The organism is Chromobacterium sp. Ag138, assembly GCF_055181315.1.
In genome coordinates this window covers 4,755,896-4,778,108 of the sequence record NZ_JBUPWA010000001.1, presented here as the reverse complement: position 1 = coordinate 4,778,108, position 22,213 = coordinate 4,755,896, and the positions used below count along the sequence as shown (strand labels likewise).

21 protein-coding genes are annotated in these 22,213 nt (G+C 67.0%); 5 read left to right on the top strand and 16 right to left on the bottom strand.

Annotated elements, in window-relative coordinates; all coding sequences use genetic code 11:
- Window positions 1-8: 8 nt before the first annotated feature.
- The 6 genes from ACY3GB_RS22160 to ACY3GB_RS22135 form a co-directional block, all read right to left on the bottom strand.
- Window positions 9-554 carry a hypothetical protein gene (locus tag ACY3GB_RS22160; RefSeq protein ID WP_463090640.1) on the bottom strand — a complete coding sequence of 182 codons (546 nt, stop codon included), beginning with the start codon at window positions 552-554 and terminating at the stop codon, window positions 9-11.
- A 10-nt stretch (window positions 555-564) separates the two neighbouring features.
- Window positions 565-2,736, bottom strand: coding sequence for a xanthine dehydrogenase family protein molybdopterin-binding subunit (locus ACY3GB_RS22155; protein ID WP_463090639.1), 2,172 nt, complete (start codon window positions 2,734-2,736; stop codon window positions 565-567).
- 9 nt (window positions 2,737-2,745) lie between these two features.
- Window positions 2,746-3,198 carry a (2Fe-2S)-binding protein gene (locus ACY3GB_RS22150; protein WP_463090638.1) on the bottom strand — a complete coding sequence of 151 codons (453 nt, stop codon included), beginning with the start codon at window positions 3,196-3,198 and terminating at the stop codon, window positions 2,746-2,748.
- Between the two features lie 131 nt (window positions 3,199-3,329).
- Window positions 3,330-4,556, bottom strand: coding sequence for a DUF1615 domain-containing protein (locus ACY3GB_RS22145; protein ID WP_463090637.1), 1,227 nt, complete (start codon window positions 4,554-4,556; stop codon window positions 3,330-3,332).
- Between the two features lie 66 nt (window positions 4,557-4,622).
- Window positions 4,623-5,333 carry a substrate-binding periplasmic protein gene (locus tag ACY3GB_RS22140; RefSeq protein WP_463090636.1) on the bottom strand — a complete coding sequence of 237 codons (711 nt, stop codon included), beginning with the start codon at window positions 5,331-5,333 and terminating at the stop codon, window positions 4,623-4,625.
- A 76-nt stretch (window positions 5,334-5,409) separates the two neighbouring features.
- On the bottom strand, window positions 5,410-6,729 hold the full coding sequence (locus ACY3GB_RS22135; protein WP_463090635.1) for a sodium-dependent transporter: 1,320 nt from the start codon (window positions 6,727-6,729) through the stop codon (window positions 5,410-5,412).
- Between the two features lie 617 nt (window positions 6,730-7,346).
- Here ACY3GB_RS22135 and ACY3GB_RS22130 point away from each other — a divergent pair.
- The 3 genes from ACY3GB_RS22130 to ACY3GB_RS22120 all read left to right on the top strand — a co-directional run bounded on the left by ACY3GB_RS22130 (window position 7,347) and on the right by ACY3GB_RS22120 (window position 9,078).
- The gene (locus ACY3GB_RS22130) at window positions 7,347-7,826 is read left to right on the top strand and encodes a hypothetical protein (RefSeq protein ID WP_463090634.1); all 480 of its coding nucleotides are present in this window, start codon (window positions 7,347-7,349) and stop codon (window positions 7,824-7,826) included.
- Window positions 7,827-7,838: 12 nt separating this feature from the next.
- On the top strand, window positions 7,839-8,054 hold the full coding sequence (locus ACY3GB_RS22125; protein WP_463090633.1) for a hypothetical protein: 216 nt from the start codon (window positions 7,839-7,841) through the stop codon (window positions 8,052-8,054).
- 88 nt (window positions 8,055-8,142) lie between these two features.
- The gene (locus tag ACY3GB_RS22120) at window positions 8,143-9,078 is read left to right on the top strand and encodes a GGDEF domain-containing protein (RefSeq protein ID WP_463090632.1); all 936 of its coding nucleotides are present in this window, start codon (window positions 8,143-8,145) and stop codon (window positions 9,076-9,078) included.
- 63 nt (window positions 9,079-9,141) lie between these two features.
- Here ACY3GB_RS22120 and mpl read toward each other — a convergent pair whose 3' ends face one another.
- Window positions 9,142-10,512 carry a UDP-N-acetylmuramate:L-alanyl-gamma-D-glutamyl-meso-diaminopimelate ligase gene (gene mpl, locus ACY3GB_RS22115; protein ID WP_463090631.1) on the bottom strand — a complete coding sequence of 457 codons (1,371 nt, stop codon included), beginning with the start codon at window positions 10,510-10,512 and terminating at the stop codon, window positions 9,142-9,144.
- 185 nt (window positions 10,513-10,697) lie between these two features.
- On the opposite strand from mpl, the gene ACY3GB_RS22110 reads away from it, so the two are divergent.
- The gene (locus ACY3GB_RS22110) at window positions 10,698-11,474 is read left to right on the top strand and encodes a type 2 periplasmic-binding domain-containing protein (protein WP_463090630.1); all 777 of its coding nucleotides are present in this window, start codon (window positions 10,698-10,700) and stop codon (window positions 11,472-11,474) included.
- A gap of 89 nt (window positions 11,475-11,563) precedes the next feature.
- Here ACY3GB_RS22110 and ACY3GB_RS22105 read toward each other — a convergent pair whose 3' ends face one another.
- The 9 genes from ACY3GB_RS22105 to hemG form a co-directional block, all read right to left on the bottom strand.
- Window positions 11,564-12,979 carry a sodium:proton antiporter gene (locus tag ACY3GB_RS22105; RefSeq protein ID WP_463090629.1) on the bottom strand — a complete coding sequence of 472 codons (1,416 nt, stop codon included), beginning with the start codon at window positions 12,977-12,979 and terminating at the stop codon, window positions 11,564-11,566.
- 198 nt (window positions 12,980-13,177) lie between these two features.
- Window positions 13,178-13,567 carry a lactoylglutathione lyase gene (gene gloA / locus ACY3GB_RS22100; protein WP_021475767.1) on the bottom strand — a complete coding sequence of 130 codons (390 nt, stop codon included), beginning with the start codon at window positions 13,565-13,567 and terminating at the stop codon, window positions 13,178-13,180.
- A gap of 19 nt (window positions 13,568-13,586) precedes the next feature.
- The gene (locus ACY3GB_RS22095) at window positions 13,587-14,297 is read right to left on the bottom strand and encodes a M48 family metallopeptidase (RefSeq protein WP_463090628.1); all 711 of its coding nucleotides are present in this window, start codon (window positions 14,295-14,297) and stop codon (window positions 13,587-13,589) included.
- Window positions 14,257-15,033: a lysophospholipid acyltransferase family protein gene (locus ACY3GB_RS22090; protein ID WP_343481679.1), complete on the bottom strand. Its 777-nt coding sequence runs from the start codon at window positions 15,031-15,033 to the stop codon at window positions 14,257-14,259. The genes ACY3GB_RS22095 and ACY3GB_RS22090 overlap by 41 nt, the downstream gene beginning before the upstream one ends.
- A 16-nt stretch (window positions 15,034-15,049) precedes the next feature.
- A complete protein-coding gene (gmhB, locus tag ACY3GB_RS22085) occupies window positions 15,050-15,589 on the bottom strand; it encodes a D-glycero-beta-D-manno-heptose 1,7-bisphosphate 7-phosphatase (RefSeq protein ID WP_463090627.1) in 540 nt (179 codons plus the stop codon).
- An 89-nt stretch (window positions 15,590-15,678) separates the two neighbouring features.
- Window positions 15,679-17,739 carry a glycine--tRNA ligase subunit beta gene (gene glyS, locus ACY3GB_RS22080; RefSeq protein ID WP_463090626.1) on the bottom strand — a complete coding sequence of 687 codons (2,061 nt, stop codon included), beginning with the start codon at window positions 17,737-17,739 and terminating at the stop codon, window positions 15,679-15,681.
- A gap of 15 nt (window positions 17,740-17,754) precedes the next feature.
- On the bottom strand, window positions 17,755-18,177 hold the full coding sequence (locus tag ACY3GB_RS22075; protein WP_463090625.1) for a surface-adhesin E family protein: 423 nt from the start codon (window positions 18,175-18,177) through the stop codon (window positions 17,755-17,757).
- Window positions 18,178-18,241: 64 nt separating this feature from the next.
- The gene (gene glyQ / locus ACY3GB_RS22070; RefSeq protein ID WP_046157480.1) at window positions 18,242-19,132 is read right to left on the bottom strand and encodes a glycine--tRNA ligase subunit alpha; all 891 of its coding nucleotides are present in this window, start codon (window positions 19,130-19,132) and stop codon (window positions 18,242-18,244) included.
- A gap of 56 nt (window positions 19,133-19,188) precedes the next feature.
- Complete coding sequence (hemG, locus tag ACY3GB_RS22065; RefSeq protein ID WP_463090624.1) at window positions 19,189-20,499, bottom strand: protoporphyrinogen oxidase; 1,311 nt, start codon at window positions 20,497-20,499, stop codon at window positions 19,189-19,191.
- A gap of 168 nt (window positions 20,500-20,667) precedes the next feature.
- On the opposite strand from hemG, the gene ACY3GB_RS22060 reads away from it, so the two are divergent.
- Entirely contained in the window at window positions 20,668-22,182 is a 1,515-nt protein-coding gene (locus tag ACY3GB_RS22060) for a methyl-accepting chemotaxis protein (protein ID WP_463090623.1), read from the top strand.
- Window positions 22,183-22,213: the final 31 nt, after the last annotated feature.

Here is a 22,213-nt window from a genome sequence, read left to right as displayed (position 1 = left end):
CGCCGCGCTCATTTCGGACAGTAGGCGCCGGTGTCGGCCCAGCGCCCCACCGCGTCGTGGAAGTCGTTTTGCGACAAGGGCGGCAACGTGCGCCGCCCGCCCGGATGCCAGGCCCATTGCACCAGCGGGTCCGTGGTCATGTGGGCGACCAGCGCTGGAACGTCGCGGTTGCCGTTGCGCTTTTTGTCCACCAGCCTGCGGCACATCTGGCCGTCGCTCAGTCCCTCCCAGCCCATGCTCAGCGGCGCCAGATGCCAGTTGGGCGCGCCCGGCACCGCGCCGTCGGCCGAGTTGGCCGCCTGATGGCAGGCCAGGCACATCAGCGACGGATGGCCCATGCCGGCCGGGCCGCGCTTGATCATCTGCGCGTGCGGATGGCGGTCGTCGCCCTGGCGCGGAAAGTCGGTGACGGTGTGGCAATTCAGGCAGCGCGGCGATTGCAGCACCCTGGCCACGTCGCCGAAAGCCTGCCGCGACGCGGCCGGATCGTCCGCCGCCCATGCGGCCGGCAGCCAGGCGACCAGCGCCCAGCACAAAACAGTCGAGATTTTCATGTCCGCCTCCTCACACCATCTGGTAGCCGTGCCGGCTCAGCGGCAGCTCGCGCCGCCTTTGGCCGGAAGCCGCGTGGATGGCGTTGGCCAGCGCCGGCGCGACCACCGGCACCGCCGGCTCGCCGGTGCCGCCCGGCGCTTCTTCGCTGGCGACGATGGAAACATCCACCTTGGGTGCCTGGAACATCCTGACGATGGGGTAGCCGTCGAAATTCTTCTGCTCTACCTCGCCGTCCTTGAAGGTGATCTCGCCGAACAGCGCCGCGGACAGGCCGAACATGATGCCGCCCTCCATCTGCGCCGCCACTTGGTCGGGATTGACCACCACGCCGCAATCGATCGCGCACCAGACATGCACGACCTTGAGCTCCTTGCCCTTGAGCGCCACCTCCACCACCTGGGCGACATGGGAGCCGAAGGAAGTGTGCACCGCCGCGCCCAGACCGTGGCCCTTGGGCAGCTTGCGGCCCCAGCCGGCCATCCGCGCCGCCTCGCGCAACACCGCCTGCTCCCGCGGCGCCTTGTCCATCAGCGCCAGCCGATAGGCCACCGGATCCTGGCGCGCCAGTCGCGCCAGCTCGTCGATATAGCTTTCCTTGACGAAGGCGCTGTGGGAATGGCCGACCGAGCGCCACCACAGCACCGGCAGCGGGATCTCCGGCGTGTGCAGGTCCAGCGAGACCACCGGCAGCGCGTAAGGCATGTCGTCGGTGCCCTCCACCGATACCGCGTCGATGCCGTTCTTGATCATCATCGGCGCGAACGGCGTGCCGGCGATGATGGACTGGCCGACCCCGGTCTGCAGCCAGGCGGCAGGCTTGCCATCGGCGCCGATGCCGCCGCGCACGCGGTCCAGCCACATCGGCCGGTAGTAGGCGCCGGCCAGGTCGTCGTCCCGCGTCCACATCAGCCGGACGGGCACGCCCTGGCCGTGATGCTTGGCTACCTCCATCGCCTCCTTCAGCCAGTCGGAACCGACCGGCACCGCGCGCCGGCCGAAGCCGCCGCCCAGCAAGGTGGTGTGCAATGTGACCTGTTCCGGCTTCAGCCCCGCCATCGCGGCCGCCATGCCGGCGTCTATCGTCTGCGACTGGGTGCCGCTCCACACCTCGCAGCTACCGGGCTTCAGCCAGACCACGCAGTTGAGCGGCTCCATCGGCGAGTGCGACAGGTAAGGCACCTCGTACCAGGCCTCCAGCTTCTTGGCTGCGCCGGCCAACGCCGCCTTGGCGTCGCCCTCGCTTCGATAGACCTGCCCGGGCTTGGCCGCGCGGGCGCGGTAATCCGCCCGCTGCCGGGCCGAATCCAGCTCGGCGTTGGCGCCGCGGTCCCACTCCACCTCCAGCAGGTCGCGCGCCTTCTTGGCCGGCCAGAAGCCGTCGGCCAGCACGGCGACGCCATTGCTGATCGCGAATACGTCCCGGACGCCGGGCACCGCCCTGGCCGCGTCGGCGTTGAAGCCCTTGGGCTTGCCGCCGTAGCTGGGGCAGCGCTTGACCAGCGCGGTCAGCATGCCGGGCAGGCGCACGTCCATGGCGAACTGCGCGCGGCCGTCCAGCTTCTCGTCGCCGTCCACCCGGTGCACGCGGGTGCCCAGCAGCTTCCAGCGGTGGCGCGGCTTCAGCTCCACCGTGTTAGGCACCGGCAGCTTGCCGGCGGCCTCGGTCAGCTCGCCGTAGCCCAGGCTGGCGCCGTTGGCGTTGTTGAACACCCGGCTGTTTTCGGCGCGGCATTGCGAGACCGGCACGCGCCAGCGCTGCGCGGCGGCCGCGATCAGCATGTCGCGCGCGGCGGCGCCTATCTTGCGGTACTGGTCATAGCTGGACAGCGTGCTGGTGCTGCCGCCGGTGATCTGGATATGGAAGGCGGTATGGACGTAGATGGGCGCCGCCGGCGCCGACACCACCTTGATCCGGTTCCAGTCGCATTCCAGCTCCTCGGCGATCAGCATCGCCAGCGAGGTGTAGATGCCCTGCCCCATTTCCGACTTGTTGCTGACGATGGTGACGCCGCCGTCCTTTTCGATGCGGACGAAGGCGTTGGGAGAGGGAATGGCGTTCTTGGCATCGGCGGCCTCGGCCCTGCGCCCGCCCTCGCTCAGAACGAAACCCAGGCACAGGGCGCCGCCGACCGCGCCGCTCATTTTCAGGAAACTGCGGCGGGACACTCCAGTAGTCGTCATCCTGGTCTCCTACAGCAGCTTGGCGGCGGCGTGGATGGCCGCGCGAATGCGGGGATAGGTGCCGCAGCGGCACAGGTTGCCGCTCATCGCCTGATCGATGTCCTGATCGGAAGGATGGGGGTTGGCGCTGAGCAAGGCGGTAGCGGCCAGCACCTGGCCGCTCTGACAGAAGCCGCACTGCACCACGTCCAGCTCATGCCAGGCCTGCTTGACCGCCTGGCCCACCTTGTCGGCGTTGCCTTCCACCGTGGTGATGCTGTCGTCCGCCGCCAGCGTGGAGATCGGCGTCACGCAAGAGCGGATCGGCAACCCGTTCTTCAACACCGTACAGGCGCCGCACAAGGCCGCGCCGCAGCCGAACTTGGTGCCGGTCAGGCCCAGTTCGTCGCGCAATGCCCACAGCAGGGGCGTATCGGGGGAGGAGCCGAGCTCCACCTCCTTGCCGTTGATGGAAACCTTCATGCCTTGCCTCCCGAGCCGAGAAACAGAAGACGACGGCCATGCCATGGCCGCCGTCCGGATGCGTGTCGGCGCCCAGGCGCCGCTGCAATCACTATAGGCGCTATCGGTTCAGACTCAAGCCGGCGGGCCGCTCAGCCTCCCCGCTGCAGGCAGCGCTGGTAGCGGCCGTCGACGCGGCGCGCGAACCACTCGGTGGTCAGCTTGTGGGTGAACTTGGGGCTGACCAGCACGATCTGCGGGATGATTTCGCGCGGAGCCTTGGGGCCGGCCAGCGCGAACACTTTCTGGTACAGCGGACTCTGGCTGAAGCCGGACAGCTTCTCCAGTCGCAGGTCGCGCATCATGTCGGCGTCGCTGATGCCCAAGCGGCCGGCGATGGACTGCAGCGCGCGCTGGGTGTCGCTGGTTTCGCCGGACAGCACGCGGTTCATCTTGTCGCTGTACAGCATGATGTCGCCGTCCAGCGCCAGCTTGCGGCCGGACAGGCGCGCCACCGCCTGCTGGAAGGCGGCGTTGCGGCTGGCGTAGCGGCCGGCGTTGTAGTCGGCGAAGCGGTACACCATCTCGTGGTACGGCGCCGGGTACTGCAGCAGGATGGCGGTGCCGAAGTAGACGCTGCCGCGACGGCCGAACACCTCGTCGCGCAGGCTGGAATAGCTGTACGGATACGGCCAGGCGCGGATGTGGGTCTCGGCGAAGGCGACGCTGACCTGCATCGGCCCGCCGTCGCGGATCGGGTTCTTGTGTTCGAAGATGGTCTGGCCGAACGGCAGCTCGCGCACCATGTCCTCGTACAGCGCGTTCATCTCGCGCTTGGTGCGCAAGGCGTCCACCCGCTGCTTGAAGGTGCGGCCGTCCGGCGACTTCTTGCTCATCGCCGCATCGACGACGAACTGCGGAATCAGGTATTTCTGCCGACGCTGCTCGATCTCGCCCCAGACGATCTTGGACAGGCCGGGCACCACCGGGTCCGGACTGAAGCCGGACTCCTGCTCCGCCACCGCCAGCACCGCGCAGAAGAACTGCGGCGTGTACGGGATCTTCAGATGGCTGAACGCCCCCATCACGTCATTGCTCCAGCCCTTGCGGTCCGGGATGCCCGGCGGCAACAGGCGGTCCAGCAAGGCGCGGCCCTGGCTGTCGGAAATGGCGGCCGGCGGCTGCACCGGCCGGGCGACCGGGCGCGGCGGCAGCTCGGCGGCGGGCGCGGAAGCCGGTTGGGACGGCGGCACGTCGACGGCGGGAGCGGAGGCCGGCTCCGGCGCGACGATGGGGGCCGGCGCGGAGGCCGGATTGGGCGGCGTGGCGCAGGCGGCGACAAGCAGGCTGCCTGCCAGCAGGGTCAGACGGGCTTTCAACGGTGTCTCGCAAACGGGCAAAAACGGCAGTGTAGCCCAGGGCGGGCCCAATTGGCATGCCTGCCGTCAGCGCAGGTCGAAACGAGCCATGCTGCCGTCGGCGCGCATCGACGCGATGGCGCGGTCCAAGCGGGCGATCAGCGCGTCGTCTGCCTGCCGGTTGCAGGCAAAGGCGACATCCAGGTTATCCATCACCCAGGCCACCCTGGGCGGCGGCATATCCAAACGCTTGGCCAGCGACGAAATGCCGACGTCCAGCATCGCCCACAGGTCCAGCCGGCCCAGCCGCAGCTTCTCCAGCCCGCTCAGGTAATCGGCGCTTTCCTCCACCACCACGCCCCGCTCTTTAAGCCGCGCCGCCGCCATGGTGCCGCGCATCGCGCCCACCCGCAGCGACTGCGCCTGATCCAGGCCGCTCAGTTGACGGCCGTCGTCCGCCCTGGCCAGCAACACCAGGCGCATGTGCAGCAGCGGCGCGGTCCATTTGTACTTCGCCTGCAATTCGGGCAAGCGCCCGACAGGAAAGCAGGCGTCGGCCTGCTGTTCCACCAGCAGGCGGGCGCGCGCCTGGGGATAGGCCTCGAAGCGCAGCGCCACGCCGGCCCGGCGCCCCACTTCCTTCATCAGGTCGACGCCGGCGCCCCGCATGGACGCGCCATCCGGCGCCAGCTCGATGACGCCGGGAATCTGCGTCAGCAGCATGCGCAGGGTTTCCGCTTGCGCGCTCCCCGCCTGCAACGCGCCCAACAATACCGCCGCCGCCCGCCATCCAGACATCGTCTCTCCAGGCCATCCTGCTGTCTGAACCATAGCAAAACGGGGAGCCATCGCTCCCCGTCTTCTCATGCCGGCATCAGATACCGGCCACCATGATCCAGCCGATCAGCAAGGGCGCCAGCGCCATGCAGAAGCCGCGCATGCATTTCATCGCCCGCGGCGAGCGGCCCGACGACAGCTCGGCCTTCACCACCGGCCAGGCTTTCCAGCCGACGAACAACGCCAGCAGCAATTCGCCGGCCGGCATCAGCAGCTTGGAGGTGACGAAATCCAGCAGATCGAAGAAATTCATGCCGCCCAGCTGGTAATCGCCCCACACGCCCAGCGACAGCGAGGCCGGAATGCCCAGCAGGAAGGTGCCGGCGGCCATCAGGATGGCGGCGGCGCGGCGCGACAGGCGCAGTTCGTCGATGGCGAAGCTGGTCACCACCTCCAGCAGCGACACCGACGAGGTCAGCGCCGCCAGCAGCAGCAGGCAGAAGAACATCACCGCGAACAGCTGCCCCAGCGGCAGATGGGCGAACACCGCCGGCATGGTGATGAAGGTGAGACCGGGGCCGGCGGACGGGTCGAAGCCGAAGGCGAACACCGCCGGCAGCACCATCAGGCCGGCCAGGAAGCAGGTGGCCACCGTCAGCGCGATCACCCACAGCGCCGAGCTCACCAGCTTGGATTCGCGGCCGACGTAGGAGCCGTAGGTGATCATGATGCCCAGGCCCAGCGACAGCGAGAAGAAGGCCAGGCCCAGCGCATCCACCAACATGGCGGCGCTCACCTTGGAAAAGTCCGGCGCGACGAAGTAGCTGACGCCCTCCAGCGCGCCCGGCAGCGTCAGGCCGCGCGCGATCAACACCAGCATCAGCACGAACAGCGCCGGCATCAGGAACTTGGACAGCGCCTCGATGCCCTTCTGCACGCCGCCGACCACCACCGCCAGCGTCAGCAGCGCGAAGCCGCCGTGGTAGAGCACCGGCTGCACCGGGTCGCTGATGAAGCCGGTGAAAATGGCGCCCAGCGCCTTGGGATCGGAAGTCATGATGCTGCCCTGCAGCGACTTGACGATATAGGCGACGGTCCAGCCGCCCACCACGCTGTAGAACGACAGAATGAGGAAGCACACCAGCACGCCCATATAGCCGATCACCGGCCAGAAACCGCCCGCCAGCTTGCGGAAAGCGCCGACGGCGCCGGCGTTGGCGGCGCGTCCCAACGCCATCTCCGACACCATCAGCGCCAGGCCCAGCGTCAGGCAGATGCCGAGGTAAATGAACAAAAACGCCCCGCCGCCGTTGGTGGCGGCGACATAGGGAAACTTCCAGATAGCGCCCAGCCCGATGGCCGAGCCGGCTGCCGCGAGAATGAAACCGAGGCGCGAGCCCCATTGAGATCTAGCCATGTCCTGTAAATCTTTGTCGTGTAATAGGTTTTATGTGTGCCGCCACGCGCGTTCGGGCACGCGCCATCGCCCCGCCGAAACGGAGCCGATCCAACGTGCACGGGAAGCGCGCGATGCCGCGGCGTCGCCGAACGTCCGCGCCTGCCTATGCGGCAAACCGCGGAGTCGAGATGTCCGTCGCGCGCGTCGCGGCCGCTGCGCGGACCGCGTCCGCCTGCGCGGCGGAACCGGGGGAGGAAGCCGTCTGTTGAACGGTTGCTACTGGCGCCCCGGGGTGGTGGAGCCTGCCAGTCCTCGCGATGCATCTTGCAGATGCGTTTCAGAATGTAACACGATTGCGAGCAGTCTCTAATTCATGCCCGTGTAAATAGTCGTTTACATGATATTTCGAAGATAGATCAACCCCGCCAGCGATCCGCCACCGGCAGGGCCAGGCCGCTCGATTCCAGCCTTTTGTTCCGCCCATCGCCGGCACCGGAGCACCCGCTTAACACTTTATTCACCATTGCAAAACAAACACATCACTTTTATTGCGATTGAAACATAAGCCTTATCCATCATCACTAGAATGACCATCGCATTACAACAATGTCATTAAAACTGCAAAGGTCATGAATATGAAGAAACTTGCTTTGGCCGCCTGCCTGCTGGGCGTTTCCTTCGCCGCGCTGGCGGACGCCAAATCCGACTGCCGCGCCGCCGCCGGCAGCTATCTGACCGGCACCGTGGTGAGCGGGCCGACTTTCGCCTCCGGCCAGTCACTCAACGGCGTCGAGCTGTCGCATACCCACGTCCGCCTGCGCGCCGACCAGGACGGCCGCACCTACGACGTGGCGATGGACAATGTGTACGCTTACGGCTACGACTACGCCGGCGAGGACGTTCCCTCCCCGCTGAACACCATCCAGCGCGGCGACCGCCTGCAGCTGTGCGGCCAGCTTTACACCAGCGGCGTCGGCATCCACTGGGTGCACCCCAACTGCGGCGCGCAGCCGACCAGCCGCCAGCCCAACGGCTGGGTGAAGAAGATCTACAACGACGGCACGGTCAGCGACAACTACGAAGCGAACACCGAGTACTGCCAACTGTGGCAATAAGCCGCCATCGCCATGAAGAAGCGCGCTCTCGGGCGCGCTTTTTTCATGGTTCAGCCGCTTTCCCGAGCCGACTGGCCGGCCGGCTCTTCCATGCGCGCGAAACGATGCGCCGCCGAAGCCGCGCTATCCCGGCGAAAAGCCCGCCCAGCCTGGAGCACAGATATCCAATTGAAAATTAAGCAGTTAATCTTCATCAAACAACGTGAAAATAGCCAAAACTATGAATAAACTAAGTAGAAGAACGTAGTGTGCTGCGACGCCTCCTCCAGGTGCCCGAGCCGCGTCATTACCTTCGGCAGCCACGGGAGGCGGAGAGATGGTTACATTGCAGGCATTCCAGCCATTGATAGACACGGTGCAAGGCAGCCTGCTGCTGGCCTCGCCCGAGGATGGCCGCATCTACTGCGCCAACCAGCTGGCCTGCATCCTGCTTGCCAGCCCCCACAGCGAACTGCTCAAGTCGTCGGTCTACGACTTTCTGCCGGACAAGACCGAGGCCTACAACATCTGCCGCGAGCTGGCCGGCAACAACATGATCTACAACCGAGCCATGCAGCTGAGCACCGGCGGCGGACGGCTGTTCGACGTCCAGCTGTCGGCGCGGCGCATTCTGCTGGACCAGGTGCCGCTGCTGGTGGTCAGCTTCTCCGACCGCACCGAGGCCAAGGTGCTGGGGCAGCTGCTGGATTTCGAGCGCCAGCTGGTGGAGCGCTCGCTGAGCATCGTCAAGACGCTGAAGGAAGAAGGCCGGCAGGACGAAGACGAAGACAAGCTGACCGGCGTGGTGGGCATGCACAGGCTGATGTCCAGCGCCAATGCCGAAACCAGCCGCGCCAAACGTTATGGCGGCAATCTGTCCAGCCTGGCGCTGGAGCTGGTCAACATCCCAGAGATGGTTCCGCGCGAGGACGACGGCTCCGCCTACAGCCATCTGATCCGGCTGGCCGGCAGCCTGTGCCTGCAAAGCAGCCGCGACAGCGACCTGGTGGCGCGCCGCAGCGCCAACACCTTCGTCATCCTGCTGCCGCAGACGCCGATCGGCGGCGCCCATGAGATGGGACGGCGCCTGATCAAATCGCTGCGCCAGCTCACCTTCCTGTACCAGGGCGCCGAAAACCAGGCGGCCGCCTGCATCGGCATCAGCACGCTGCGGCCGGAGGAAACCAGCCCCGCGCCAATGCTGGAGCGGTTGGAAGATGCCTTGGCCAAGGCCCGCGCGGGCGGCGCCAATTACATCATCGAACTGCCCTGACCCGGCGCGCTTGGCCTAGCGCCTGGAGCGAGGCGGAGCCTCGCTTGCCGCGCGGATGGCGGCTCAGGCCAGCCGATCCAGCAGCTTCTGGTGGATGCCGCCGAAGCCGCCGTTGCTCATCACCAGCACATGGTCGCCCGGCTTGGCCTCGGCGACGATGGCGTCGATCAGCGCGTCGAAATCGCTGAAGGTCTGCGCCTTGGCGCCCATGACTTGCAGTGCCTCGCCCGGATTCCAGTTCAATCCCGCCGCCGAGCAAAACACCCGGTCGGCCAGCGCCAGCGAACCCGGCAGCGCGTCCTTCATCGTGCCCAGCTTCATGGTGTTGGAGCGCGGCTCCAGCACCGCCAGGATGCGCGCGGGGCCCGCCTTGCGGCGCAGGCCTTCCAGCGTGGTGGCGATGGCGGTGGGATGGTGGGCGAAATCGTCATACACCGTGATGCCGTTCACCGTGCCCCTCACCTCCATCCGGCGCTTGACGTTTGCGAAGCGGGACAGCGCGGCTATGGCGTCTTTCACCGCCACGCCGGCGTGGCGGGCGGCGGCGATGGCGGCGATCGCGTTCAGGCGGTTGTGCTCGCCCATCAGCGCCCAGCGCACCGTACCCTGCGTCTCGCCGTTCAGCAGCACGTCGAAGCCGCCGTCCTCATGCAGCGCGCCCAGTTGCCAGCCGGCCTCTACGCCGAAGCGCTCCACCGGCGTCCAGCAGCCGCGCGCCAGCACGCGGTCCAGATTGGCCTCGCGGCCGTTGCTGACGATGCGGCCGTTGCCTGGGATAGTGCGCACCAGATGGTGGAACTGGGTTTCGATGGCGGCCAGGTCGGCGAAGATGTCGGCGTGGTCGAACTCCAGGTTGTTCAGGATGGCGGTGCGCGGCCGGTAGTGAACGAACTTGGAGCGCTTGTCGAAGAAGGCGGTGTCGTACTCGTCGGCCTCGATCACGAAGAAGGGGCTGACGCTGTCCGAGTCCAGCGCCGGCCGGCCGGGCAGGCGCGCCGACACCCCGAAGTTCTCCGGGATGCCGCCGATCAGGAAGCCCGGCGCCAGGCCGTCGTCTTCCAGGATCCACGCCAGCATCGAGGTGGTGGTGGTCTTGCGGTGGGTGCCGGCCGCGGCCAGCACCCACTTGTCCTGCAGCACGTTCTCGGCCAGCCACTGCGGGCCGGAGATGTACGGCAGGCCGCGGTTGAGGATTTCCTCCATCAGCGGCTTGCCGCGCGTCACCACGTTGCCGATCACGTACACGTCCGGGTTCAGGTCCACCTGCTCCGCGCCGAAGCCCTGAGTCAGCTCTATGCCCATCGCCTCCAGCTGGGTGCTCATCGGCGGATAGACGTTGGCGTCGCAGCCGGTCACCTTGTGCCCGGCCTGTTTGGCGATGGCGGCGATGCCGCCCATGAAGGTACCGCAGATACCCAGGATGTGGATGTGCATATCGGTTCAGCGCAGGAAAAACAGACGAAACCGCAAGGATACCGGAAAGCCGGCCGAGCCGACACCGACGCTCCTCGGCGCGCGGCCGGATATTCCCGCCTGACGCCCCTTGTGCTACACCCAAATCAGCAAGCGCCATCCGCGCGCAAGGCGCGGGACAGCGCCTGAGACAACCGGGAACCGCCATGATCGCGCCGAAAACGCTTTGCCTGCCGCTGACCCTGTGCGCCGCGCAGGCCTTCGCCTGCAACGGCACCGCCACGCCGGAAACCGCGTCCCGGGTGGATGCGCCCGATCTGCGAGGCATCGCGGTGTTCCTGCCGCAGGTTCTGGAAAGCAGCGAATCAGGCCCCTTCGCCGACTTGCTCAAGACCATCGCCCGTCATTATCCGGAGGGGAAAATCAGCTTCGAGATCAAGCCGGTCAAACGCGTGTACCTGGATACTGACGACCAAGGCGCCGACTTCCGCTTCCCCATCATGAAAGTGCGCGACAACGCCGACAGCGCGACTCCCTACCAGTTTTCCCACGAGATGATGGGCAAGGTCGCCTTCGTGCTCTACACCAACAAAGCCAGGCCGCTGCGCAAGATCGACATCCTGCGCACCGCCAATCTAGCCCGCTATACGGTGGAAGCGCCGCCGGTGAACTGGGGTTTTCCGAGCAAGAGCGTGGTCAACCTGGAATTGTCGCTGAAGCGGCTGAACCTGGGCCGCGTCGACGCGGTGCTGTGGGCGCAGGAAGAAGCGGACTACCTGGTGCGCAAGTACCAGCTGACCGCCATCCACCGCGAGCATTTCGACGATTTTCCCGACGTGCTGTTCATGTCCTGCAACCGCCGCGGCGACTTCGTCAACCAGGCGCTCAGCCGCGCGATACGGGCCGCGCGCGCCAGCGGCGAGCTGCAAAAGGCCTACGCCCGGGTGCACCTGCCCTATCAGGACTGGCAGCCCGGCCCATGACCGCTCGCGGGCAGCGTCTGGAGCCCTCTTCCCCACAAAAAAGCCCATCGCGAACGCGATGGGCTTGTTGCCTGCGGGCCGAGCCCGGGTCAGAAGTGGAAGAACACCAGCGTCAGCAGCAGGAAGCACGGCAGCAGCACCGCGCCCGACCACAGCATGTAGCCGAAGAAGCCCGGCATCTTGACATGGCGGTGCTCGGCGATGGCCTTGACCATGAAGTTGGGCGCGTTGCCGATATAGGTCATCGCCCCCATGAACACCGCGCCCATCGAGATGGCCAGCAGGGTGCTGGCGAACGGGCCCATCAGCTCGGCGGCGTCGCCGGACGCCAGGTTGAAGAACACCAGATAGGTCGGCGCGTTGTCGAGGAAGCTGGACAGGATGCCGGTCATCCAGAAGTACATGCCGTCCAGCGGCTTGCCATCGGGACCCGATACCATCTGAACCAGGCCGGCCAGCGCGCCGTGGTCGCCGGCGCGCAGGATGGCGATCACCGGCGCGATGGTGATGAAGATGCCTGCGAACAGCTTGCCCACCTCCAGAATCGGCAGCCAGTTGAACTCGTTGCCGGCGCGCACCTGCTTGGGCGTGATCCACAGCGAGGCGAAGGCCAGCAGCAGCAGGGCCAGGTCGCGCAGCAGGTTCTGCAGCTCGAGATGGACGCCGGGCAGTTCGAAAACGATGCCAGGCTTCCACAGGCCGGACATCAGCACCGCGCCCACCACGCCGGCCAGCAGCCAGAAGTTGCGCTTGCCGTGCAGCTTCAGCGGCTTGTCATGGCTGGTGTCCACCGGCTTGAGCGTGCCCTCCTTCGCCTCCTTGGCGAACATGTGGCGGTCCAGGAAATAGAAGATGGCCAGCAGCAGCGCCGACAGCAACAGCACCGGCATCAGCATGTGCTGGAAAGTCCAGCCGAAGGTCACGCCCTTGAGAAAGCCCAGGAACAGCGGCGGATCGCCCAGCGGCGTCAGGCCGCCGCCGACATTGGCCACCAGGAAGATGAAGAACACCACCACATGCACATTGCGCTTGCGGCCCTCGTTGGCGCGCAGCAGCGGCCGGATCAGCAGCATCGCCGCGCCGGTGGTGCCCATGATGGACGCCAGAACCGTGCCGATGGCCAGGATGAGAGTGTTCAGCCGGGGCGACGCGTGCAGCGAGCCCCAAACCAGGATGCCGCCCGACACCGTGTACAGCGCGAACAGCAGCACGATGAAGGGGATGTATTCGGTGAACAGCGCGTGCAGCACCAGCGCGCCGGTGTGCCCCAGCCCGAAGGCGGCGGCGAAAGGCAGCAGGAACAGCGCGGTCCAGAGCGCGGTGATCTTGCCGAAATGGTGGTGCCAGATGCCGGGAGCCAGCATGGGAAACAGCGCGATGGACAACAGGATGCCGGCGAACGGCACGCCCCACCCCAGGCCAAGCGTGGCGCCGTCCAGATCGGCGGCGCCGGCGAACGCGGGGAGCAGCAACCCTCCCGCCAGTGCAATCAGTTTTTTATTCATCAGTCCTTCCCGAACGAGCAGGTGCCCGTGATGCCAAAACGCAGCCGCGGCTGCCGGAACATTCCCGGTTGTTATTGGAAGCGGACCGGCTTCCGGGTGCCAGTCCGCCTGGGCGGCCCCTCCCGCCCATGGCCGGCCGCGTCGAAACGGCCGGCGAGTTCGGCAAGACGCCCGCGCCGGGCATCCCGCCGGCAGCGCTTAGCGGCTGCCTTTCTGGATGAACTCGATCTTGTAGCCGTCCGGATCCTCGATGAAGGCGATCACGGTGGTGCCGTGCTTCATCGGGCCGGCCTCGCGCGTCACCTTGCCGCCCTTGGCGCGCGCCATGTCACAGGCGGCGTAGGCGTCTTCCACCTCGATGGCGATGTGGCCGTAGCCGTTGCCCAGGTCATAGGATTCGGTATCCCAGTTGTGGGTCAGCTCCAGCACGGTGTGGGCGGCCTCGTCGCCATAGCCGACGAAGGCCAGCGTGAAACGCCCATCCGGAAAGTCGTTGCGGCGCAGCAGCTTCATGCCCAGCACCTCCTGGTAGAAGGCGATCGAGCGATCGAGGTTGCCGACGCGCAGCATGGTGTGGAGCATTCTCATGGCGTTTTCCTTTTAAAGATCAGTCTAAGACAAACAAGCCGCCGCCGTGCTGGCGCAGCCAGCGGCGGGCATCGCGCCAGCCCGGGCAGAGACGCTCGGTCTCGGCCCAGAACGCCGGCGAGTGATTCATGTGTTCGAGATGGGCCAGCTCGTGGGCAGTCACGTAATCGACTACCGCCAATGGTGCCTGCGCCAGCCGCCAGTTCAGGCGGATGCGGCCGTCGGCGCTGCAACTGCCCCAGCGGGTGCGCGCCGACGACAGCTGCAGCCCGCTCGGTTTGCGGCGGCAATGCGCGGCCAAAAGGGAAAGGCGGCCGGGAAACAGCATAGCCGCCTCGCGTTTCATGAATTTGGCCAGAACGGCTTTCAGCGCGGCGGCGTCGCCGTCGGCGATGCCCGCCACCAGCAACTCGCCGCCCTCGCGCCGCGCCGCCTTGCGCGCGCCGCCAGTCAGCCTGATCGCCAGCGGCTCGCCCAGCAGCGTCAGGCTGCCCAGCGCTTCGCCGGCCGCCAGATGGCTGCGCTGGCGCAACACGTGGCCCACTATCCAGTCGTAGCGCTGCTGCAATACCTGGTGCAAGCGCTGTTGACTGACACCGGGCGCGGCGATCAGTTCCACCACCCCGCCGCGGACCTTGATGCCTATGCTCTGGCGCGCGCGGCGCGTCAGCAGCACAGGCACCTCGCCGTCAGGCAGAGGCAGGCGGTGCCAGACGCTGGCGTTTTTCATCGGGATGGGCGAAGGGGCCGACACCGCCGATTTCGCGCTGACGGGCCTCGATCCAGGCCTCGGCCTCGGCCATCATCGCCTCGGGGCCGGTTTCTTCGCCGGGATGGATGGCGGGGCCGATCACCACGGTGATCTCGCCGGGATATTTCAGGAAGGCGTTGCGCGGCCAGAACTCGCCGGCGTTATGCGCCACCGGCACCATCGGCATGTCGAACTGCTTGGCCATGCGCGCGGCGCCCAGCTTGTACTTGCCGCCCACGCCCGGCTTGGTGCGGGTGCCCTCCGGGAACACGGTGATCCAGAAACCGTGGCGCTTGCGCTCCAGGCCCTGGTCCAGCAACCGCTGGTTGGCGCGGGCGCGGTCGGAGCGGTTGATGATGATGGGGTTCATCAGCACCAGGCCCCAGCCGAACAACGGAATCCAGGTCAGCTCGCGCTTGGCCACATACACCTGCCACGGGAAGATCTTTTGCAGCGCCAGCGTTTCCCAGCCGGACTGGTGCTTGGACGTGATCACCGACGGCACCGACGGAATATTCTCCGCGCCGATCACCTTGTATTTCAGGCCGATCACATGCTCAAGCATCCACAGCAGGGTCATCGCCCAGCTCACGCCGAAAACGTGGCGGCTGCGGCGCGGCAGCGGCGCGGCCAGCATCAGCAGCAGGAAAAACACCGGCGTGGCGATGATCAGCACCACCCAGTACAGCAAGTTGCGTATCCACAAACCAATCATGCTTTCAGTCTCTGCCTCAATGATGGTTGATCAGATGCTCGGCGGCATCGTACAGGTCGTTGAACACCAGCGTGCTTTCCGGCAGCCCGCCCTTGGCCAGCGTGTTGGCGCCCTTGCCGGTCTTCACCAGCATCGGCTGGCCGCCGACTGCGGCGATCGCCTCCAGGTCGCGCAGGCTGTCGCCTATCATCGGCAGGCCCTCCAGCTTGACGTTGAAGCGTTCGGCGATCTCCAGCACCATGCCGGGCAGCGGCTTGCGGCACTCGCAGCCGTGATCCGCGCTGTGCGGACAGAACACCACCGCGTCGATGCGGCCGCCGGCCTGGCCGACCAGCCGGTGCATCTTCTCATGCATCGCGTTCAGCGCGTGCATGTCGAACAGGCCGCGGGCGATGCCGGACTGGTTGGTCGCCACCACCACGCGCCAGCCGGACTGGGTCAGGTTGGCGATCGCCTCCAGGCTGTGCGCCAGCGGCACCCATTCGATGGTGTTCTTCACGAAATCGTCGCGATCCTCGTTGATCACGCCGTCGCGGTCCAGAATGACTAGCTTCACCCGATATTCCTTTCACCCAGCCATCTTGTCAAAACGGGAGGCCGGCCGCGTCGCCGCGGCCTCCTCCCATCCATGCGCCTGCCTGCCGCTTATTCCGCCAGCAGCGAAATATCGGCCACGCGGTTGAACAGCGCGGCCAGGCTGGCCAGCAGCGCGACGCGGTTGGCGCGCACCTTGGCGTCGTCGGCCATCACCATCACGCCGTCGAAGAACGCGTCCACCGGCGCCTTCAGGCTGGCCAGCTGCGACAGCGCGCCGGCGAAGTCGTGGGCGGCGAACTTGGCTTCCACCGCCGGCGCCAGCTCCCGCACCGCGGCGTACAAGGCCTGTTCGGCGGCTTCCTGCAGCAGCGCAGCGTCCACCGCGCCGATCTCGCCCTCGGCCTTCTTCAGGATGTTGTTGACGCGCTTGTTGGCGGCGGCCAGCGCGGCGGCTTCCGGCAGCGACTTGAACGCGGCCACGGCGGCCAGCACCGCGCGCACTTCGTTCAAGCGGCTGGGCGCGAGCGCCAGCACGGCGTCGATCTCATCGCCCTTGTAGTCGGCGGCCAGGAAGTTCTTCAGGCGGTCCATCATGAAACCGAACACTTCCTCGGCGACCTTGGCGGACAGCTTGCCGGCCGGGAAGGCCTCGGCGACGACCGCCAGCAGGCGCTTCAGGTCCAGATCGGCCTCCAGCGCCATCCGCACCACGCCCAGCGCGGCGCGGCGCAGCGCGAACGGGTCTTTGTCGCCGGTCGGGATCAGGCCGATGCCCCAGATGCCGACGATGGCTTCCAGCTTGTCGGCCAACGCCACGGAGGTGGCGATCTTGCCTTCCGGCAGCGTGTCGCCGGCGAAGCGCGGGTGGTAATGGCCCTCGATGGCGGCGGCCACTTCGGCGTGCTCGCCGTCGTGCTGGGCGTAATACATGCCCATGATGCCCTGCAGCTCCGGGAATTCGCCGACCATGTCGGTCACCAGATCGGCCTTGGCCAGATAGGCGGCGCGGGCGGCCAGCGCGGCGTCGGCGCCCAGCTCATGGGCGATGGCGCCGGCGATGCTCTGCAGGCGCTCGACGCGCTCCAGCTGGGAGCCGATCTTGTTGTGGTAGACCACGTTGGCCAGGCGCGGCAGGCGGCTGTCCAGGCGGTGCTTCTTGTCCTGCTCGAAGAAGAACTTGGCGTCGGACAGGCGGGCGCGCAACACGCGCTCGTTGCCGCCGACGATGAAGGATGGATCGGCGGTCTCCACATTGGACACCAGCAGGAAGCGGTTCATCAGCTTGCCGCTCTTGTCCAGCAGCGGGAAGTATTTCTGGTTCTGCTGCATGGTCAGGATCAGGCATTCCTGCGGCACTTGCAGGAACTCGGCCTCGAAACCGGCCTCCAGCACCACCGGCCACTCCACCAGCGCGGTCACTTCGTCGAACAGCTCGTCCGGCGCGGCGATGGTGGCGCCGAGCTTGGCGGCGGCCTCGGCCAGCTTGTGGCGGATCAGTTCGCAGCGCGCGTCGAAGCTGGCGATCACCTTGCCCTGCTCGTGCATCGCGCGGGCGTAGGCGTCGGCATTGGCGATGGCCACGTCGCCCTGCGACAGGAAACGGTGGCCGCGGGTGGCGCTGCCGCTCTTCAGGCCCAGCACCTGGCCGTCAATCACCTGGTCGCCGTGCAGCATGATCAGGCCGTGCACCGGACGGACGAACTGCACGTCGGAATCGCCCCAGCGCATCAGCTTGGGCACCGGCAGCTTCTTCAGCGCCAGCGACACCACGTCGGCCAGCAGCGCGGACAGCGCCTCGCCCGGCTTGGTGCTGGAATAGGCGTAGACGTCCTGCTTGCCGTTGCTGACGATGGAGAGCTCGGACACGTCCACGCCGCAGGAGCGGGCGAAGCCGGCCAATGCCGGCGTCGGCTGGCCATCCTTCATGCCGGCGGCGGCGGCCGGGCCCTGGCGGGTGATGCGTTGTTCCGGCTGCACCGCGAGCACGCCGGGCAGCTGCACCGCCAGGCGGCGCGGCGACGCGTACACCACCGCCTCGGCGTCGGCGGCGGCGAACTGCATCTTCTTCAGTTCTTCGGCGATGGTCTGGGCGAAACTGGCGGCCAGACGCGGCAGGGCCTTGGGCGGCAGCTCCTCGGTCAGGAGTTCGATCAACAGGGTCGCGTTCATTCTCTCAAGCTTCAATTATCGGGATGCGGATCCCGCCGCCTCGCAAATCACCTTCATCATGGCGTGGGCGACCGAATCCTCGTTCACCGGCTGCCACTTCCAGGCATAGCGCGGCACCGGGAACATGGTGGAAAACAGGTGCTTGTTGTTCTTGTCGAAATACTCGGAACCGACAAACACGTACTGGTACTGCTTGCAATCGGCGTAGCCGGTGGTGCGGCGGATATAGAAGCTCAGCCGGTACGACTTCTCGTAGCGTTGCTTGGCGAAGCGCTCCTGGTTGATGAAGTGCACCAACCCGTCCTTGCCCAGCCACAGCGAGTTGCCGTCTATCGCCAGCTGCATCTGGCTGCCGTCCTGGTACACCACCCAGTCGGCGGCCGGCTGCGCCCAGGCCGGCAAAGCGAACAACAGCCAAAATGCGGCTTTGACTCTCATATCCACCCCCTGTCAGGCGCGACGACGATTGCCGCCGCCCCTAACAGCATAGACCTCCCGAGGATCAGTCCTTGCGGCACATCGGGAAGCCCAGCGCCTCGCGGGCGTCGTAATACGCCTGCGCCACGCCGCGGGACAGATTGCGGATGCGGCCGATGTAGGCGGCGCGCTCGGTCACCGAGATGGAGCCGCGGGCGTCCAGCAGGTTGAAGGCGTGGCCGGCCTTCAGGATCATCTCGTAGGCCGGCAGCGGCAGGCTGGCGTCCAGCAGCGTCTTGGCTTCGGCTTCGTAATCGTTGAACTGGCGGAACAGCAGCTCGACATTGCTGTGCTCGAACGCGTACTTCGACTGCTCCACCTCGTTCTGGTAGAACACATTGCCGTAGGTGACCGGCTGGCCGTCCGGCAGATGGGTCCAGATCAGGTCGTAAACGTTCTCCACGCCCTGCAGATACATCGCCAGGCGCTCCAGGCCGTAGGTGATCTCGCCCAACACCGGCTTGCAATCCAGGCCACCCACTTGCTGGAAATAAGTGAACTGGGTCACTTCCATGCCGTTCAGCCACACTTCCCAGCCCAGGCCCCAGGCGCCCAGCGTCGGGTTTTCCCAGTTGTCTTCCACGAAGCGGATGTCCTGCACCGTCGGGTCCAGGCCCAGCTCGCGCAGCGAACCCAGGTACAGCTCCTGGATGTTGGACGGCGACGGCTTCAGCACCACCTGGAACTGGTGGTGCTGGAACAGGCGGTTCGGGTTCTCGCCGTAGCGGCCGTCCTTCGGCCGGCGGCTGGGCTGGACGTAGGCGGCGTTCCAGGGCTCAGGCCCCAGCGCGCGCAGGAAGGTGGCGGTATGGGAGGTGCCCGCGCCCACTTCGGTGTCGTACGGTTGCAGCAGCGCGCAGCCCTGGCGGTTCCAGTAGTGCTGGAGCGTGAGGATGATTTCCTGGAAGGTAAGCATAAAGGTGGTGTTGGAAAATTGAAGAAACAGGGGTCGATTCTACCCCCTGCGGCCGCTCACGCAAAGCCGGGCGCCCTCGCCGCCAATTGCCGCGCCAGCCGGCGGCCCTTCGACAGGCAATCCGGCAGCGACGCGCCATCCAGCCAGTTGGCGCACAAATGCAGCCCCTTGCCGTTCCACGGCGCCGCCGCGCCGCGCAGCCTGCGCTGCAAGCCGGTGCCTTGCGGCAGCGCCTGCGGCCAGCGGGCCAGGTATTGCGCCAGCGGCTTGCCGCGCATGCCGAACAACCTCTCCAGCTCGGCGTTGAGTCCATCCAGCAGCGCGTTGTCGCTCCTCTGCAGCGCTTCCGCATGCTTGCGGCCGCCGATGAAGCTGGTCACCAGCCGGGTGCCTGCCGGGCAAACGTGCGGGTAAATGTTGCTGACGGTCAGGTGGCCCAGCGTCAGCGCCCCCTCGCCGCTCGGATGCAGCGCGCCGTAGCCGGCCAGCGGCCGATCCATCGCCTCGCCGTCCAGCAGCGTGGAGACCACCGCCAGCGGCGCGTAGGGGATGCGCCGGCAGATATCGGCCATCTCCGGCGCCAGCGGGTGCAGCAGTTCGGCCGCGGCGTCGGCCGGCAGGGCCAGCACCACCCGCTCGGCCCGCGTCCACCCCTCGCGGGTGCGCAGCCGCCAGCCCTCGCCGTCGCGGCGCAGCGCGGTCACCGGCGAGCCCAGCCTCACGTCCAGGTCTTGCGCCAGCCGCTGCGGCAGCTGTTGCAGCCCGCCTGGCAGCGTGCACATCCGGGCGCGCGCCGTCCGTTGCCGCCACAGCCCTCGCCACAAGGGCAGCGGCTGCGCCGCCGCCCGCGCCAGCCTCGGCAGCGTCTCATCCAGCGCCAGCTCTTCCGGATCGCCGGCGAACACGCCTCCGGCCAGCGGGTCCAGCAGCTTGTCCAGCACCTCCTGGCCGAAGCGGCGGCGGCAGAACTCGGCCAGACTGGCCTCGGCCTCCTCCGGGGCGCCAGGCGCGAGCAGGCCGCGCAGCAAGGCCCACTTGGCCGGCCAACTCAAAAAGCTTCCCGCCAACAATTGCCATGGCCCGGATGGCAGCGGCCGGTATCGCCCGCTGCGCAGCACATGCCGCAAGCCGCAGCCCTGCTCCGGCCACAGCGGCGACAGCCCCAGCTCCGCCAGCCACTGCTGAAGCTCATCGTCCAATAACAACATATTGGGCCCCTGCTCGCACAAGGCGTCGGCCGCCAGCGTGCGCACCTTGCCGCCGACGCGCTCCGCCGCCTCGAACACCCGCACCGTCACGCCCTGCCGTTGCAGCCACCAGGCGCAGGACAACCCTGAAACGCCCGCGCCGATTATCGCGATCATCATCGTCTCCAGAAATCCGTTCCATCACGATTATCCTTGCCCCCGCCCCGCCCTCATTGACTGCCGTCAACCGCCGCCGGCATCCAGCGGGCGCGAAGACTCGATCGCGACAGGCTATACCGATAGCAACCCGCCCGATGCGAAGAAATGCCGATGCGACAAGCCCTCAGCATGAAAACCAGGCTCTGGCTCCTGGCCCTGGTCAACCTGGCCGTCCTGCTCCTGCTCTCCCTGTCTTGCCTGAGCCAGCTGCGCGACATGGCGGAAAACACCCGGCGGGAGCTGGAGCAGGTCAGCCGCGGCAGCCGGATCAACCACGCGATGCAGCTGGCCAATCTGCACTTCAAGGTGCAGGTGCAGGACTGGAAAGACATGCTGTTGCGCGGCAACAATCCGGCCGACTACCAGCGCTACCTCGCCGCTTTCGAGTCCGAGCGCGCCATCGTCGAGCAAACGCTGGCCCAGGCGTCCGCCGCGCTGCGCGACGGCGGCGAGTCCAGCGCGGCGATAGACGCGGTGCGCGACGAGCATCTCAGATTGACCGTCCGCTACCGCGCGGCGCTGGCCGGCTTCCGCCAGCAAGACCCGCTATCCGGACAAGCCGTCGACAAGCAGGTCCGCGGCATGGACCGCCCGATGACCGATCAGCTGCTGCGGCAGAGCGCCCAGGTCCAGGACGGATTCGAGAAGATGCTGGCCGATCGGATCGCGGAAGCCGATCGCGGCTACCGCCAGACTCTGAACCTGTTCATCGCCGTCGCCGTTCTCAGCCTGCTGGCTCTGGCCGGAGCCATCGCCCACATCGGCCGGGGCCTGTTCCGCCAGGTGGGCGGCGAGCCGGCGGCGGTGGCCGAGATCGCCCGCCGGGTGGCCGGCGGCGATCTGACCGCGAGGCCGCTGCTGCGCGACGGCGACGATCGCAGCGTGCTGGCGGCGATGCAGCACATGGTGAGCCGGCTGACCGAGGTGGTCGAGCAATTGCGGCTGGACGCCGAGCAATTGAACGCCACCTCGTCCGAGGTCGCGGCCTCGGCGCAGGCGTTGAGCCAGAACGCGTCGCAGCAGGCCGCCAGCCTGGAGGAGACCAGCGCCTCGGTGGAAGAGATCGCGGCCACGGTGGCGCAGAATTCGGAAAGCGCCCGCCTCACCGATGCCATGGCCAGCCAGGCGGCCGAGAGCGCCGGCGGCGGCGGCGAGGCCGTCGCCCGCACCGTGGCGGCGATACGCGACATTTCCAACCGGATAGAGGTGATAGACGACATCGCCTATCAGACCAATCTGCTGGCGCTGAACGCCGCCGTCGAGGCCGCGCACGCCGGCAGCCACGGCAAAGGCTTCACCGTGGTGGCCGCCCAGGTGCGCAAATTGGCCGAACACAGCCAGGCGGCGGCGCGGGAAATCGGCACGCTGGCCGGCGGCAGCGTGGACATGGCGGAACAGGCGGGCGCGGCGCTGGACGAAATGCTGCCCGCCATCCGCAAAACCGCCAGCCTGGTGCAGGAGATCGCGCTGGCCTCGCACGAACAGAGCGAAGGCCTGCAGCAGATCAACGCCGCGGTCAACCACCTGTCGCTGGCCACCCAGATGAACGCCTCCACCTCCGAGCAGCTGTCCGCCGCCTCCGACCAGCTGAACACCCAGGCAGAGCATTTGCAGCGGATGATCGCCTATTTCAAAACCGCCTGAGCGGGCATGAAAAAAGCGGCCCCTCGCGGAG

Excerpts from the sequence above, each read along its gene's own strand:
- ACY3GB_RS22120 (WP_463090632.1), top strand. The coding sequence starts at position 8,143 with ATGGTTACATTGCAGGCATTCCAGCCATTGATAGACACGGTGCAAGGC.
- ACY3GB_RS22150 (WP_463090638.1), bottom strand. The coding sequence starts at position 3,198 with ATGAAGGTTTCCATCAACGGCAAGGAGGTGGAGCTCGGCTCCTCCCCC.
- ACY3GB_RS22060 (WP_463090623.1), top strand. The coding sequence starts at position 20,668 with ATGAAAACCAGGCTCTGGCTCCTGGCCCTGGTCAACCTGGCCGTCCTG.
- glyQ (WP_046157480.1), bottom strand. The coding sequence starts at position 19,132 with ATGCTTACCTTCCAGGAAATCATCCTCACGCTCCAGCACTACTGGAAC.
- glyS (WP_463090626.1), bottom strand. The coding sequence starts at position 17,739 with ATGAACGCGACCCTGTTGATCGAACTCCTGACCGAGGAGCTGCCGCCC.
- ACY3GB_RS22095 (WP_463090628.1), bottom strand. The coding sequence starts at position 14,297 with ATGAAAAACGCCAGCGTCTGGCACCGCCTGCCTCTGCCTGACGGCGAG.
- hemG (WP_463090624.1), bottom strand. The coding sequence starts at position 20,499 with ATGATGATCGCGATAATCGGCGCGGGCGTTTCAGGGTTGTCCTGCGCC.
- ACY3GB_RS22110 (WP_463090630.1), top strand. The coding sequence starts at position 10,698 with ATGATCGCGCCGAAAACGCTTTGCCTGCCGCTGACCCTGTGCGCCGCG.
- ACY3GB_RS22125 (WP_463090633.1), top strand. The coding sequence starts at position 7,839 with ATGAAGAAGCGCGCTCTCGGGCGCGCTTTTTTCATGGTTCAGCCGCTT.
- ACY3GB_RS22155 (WP_463090639.1), bottom strand. The coding sequence starts at position 2,736 with ATGACGACTACTGGAGTGTCCCGCCGCAGTTTCCTGAAAATGAGCGGC.
- ACY3GB_RS22075 (WP_463090625.1), bottom strand. The coding sequence starts at position 18,177 with ATGAGAGTCAAAGCCGCATTTTGGCTGTTGTTCGCTTTGCCGGCCTGG.
- ACY3GB_RS22105 (WP_463090629.1), bottom strand. The coding sequence starts at position 12,979 with ATGAATAAAAAACTGATTGCACTGGCGGGAGGGTTGCTGCTCCCCGCG.
- ACY3GB_RS22140 (WP_463090636.1), bottom strand. The coding sequence starts at position 5,333 with ATGTCTGGATGGCGGGCGGCGGCGGTATTGTTGGGCGCGTTGCAGGCG.
- ACY3GB_RS22090 (WP_343481679.1), bottom strand. The coding sequence starts at position 15,033 with ATGATTGGTTTGTGGATACGCAACTTGCTGTACTGGGTGGTGCTGATC.
- ACY3GB_RS22130 (WP_463090634.1), top strand. The coding sequence starts at position 7,347 with ATGAAGAAACTTGCTTTGGCCGCCTGCCTGCTGGGCGTTTCCTTCGCC.
- gloA (WP_021475767.1), bottom strand. The coding sequence starts at position 13,567 with ATGAGAATGCTCCACACCATGCTGCGCGTCGGCAACCTCGATCGCTCG.
- ACY3GB_RS22160 (WP_463090640.1), bottom strand. The coding sequence starts at position 554 with ATGAAAATCTCGACTGTTTTGTGCTGGGCGCTGGTCGCCTGGCTGCCG.
- ACY3GB_RS22135 (WP_463090635.1), bottom strand. The coding sequence starts at position 6,729 with ATGGCTAGATCTCAATGGGGCTCGCGCCTCGGTTTCATTCTCGCGGCA.
- mpl (WP_463090631.1), bottom strand. The coding sequence starts at position 10,512 with ATGCACATCCACATCCTGGGTATCTGCGGTACCTTCATGGGCGGCATC.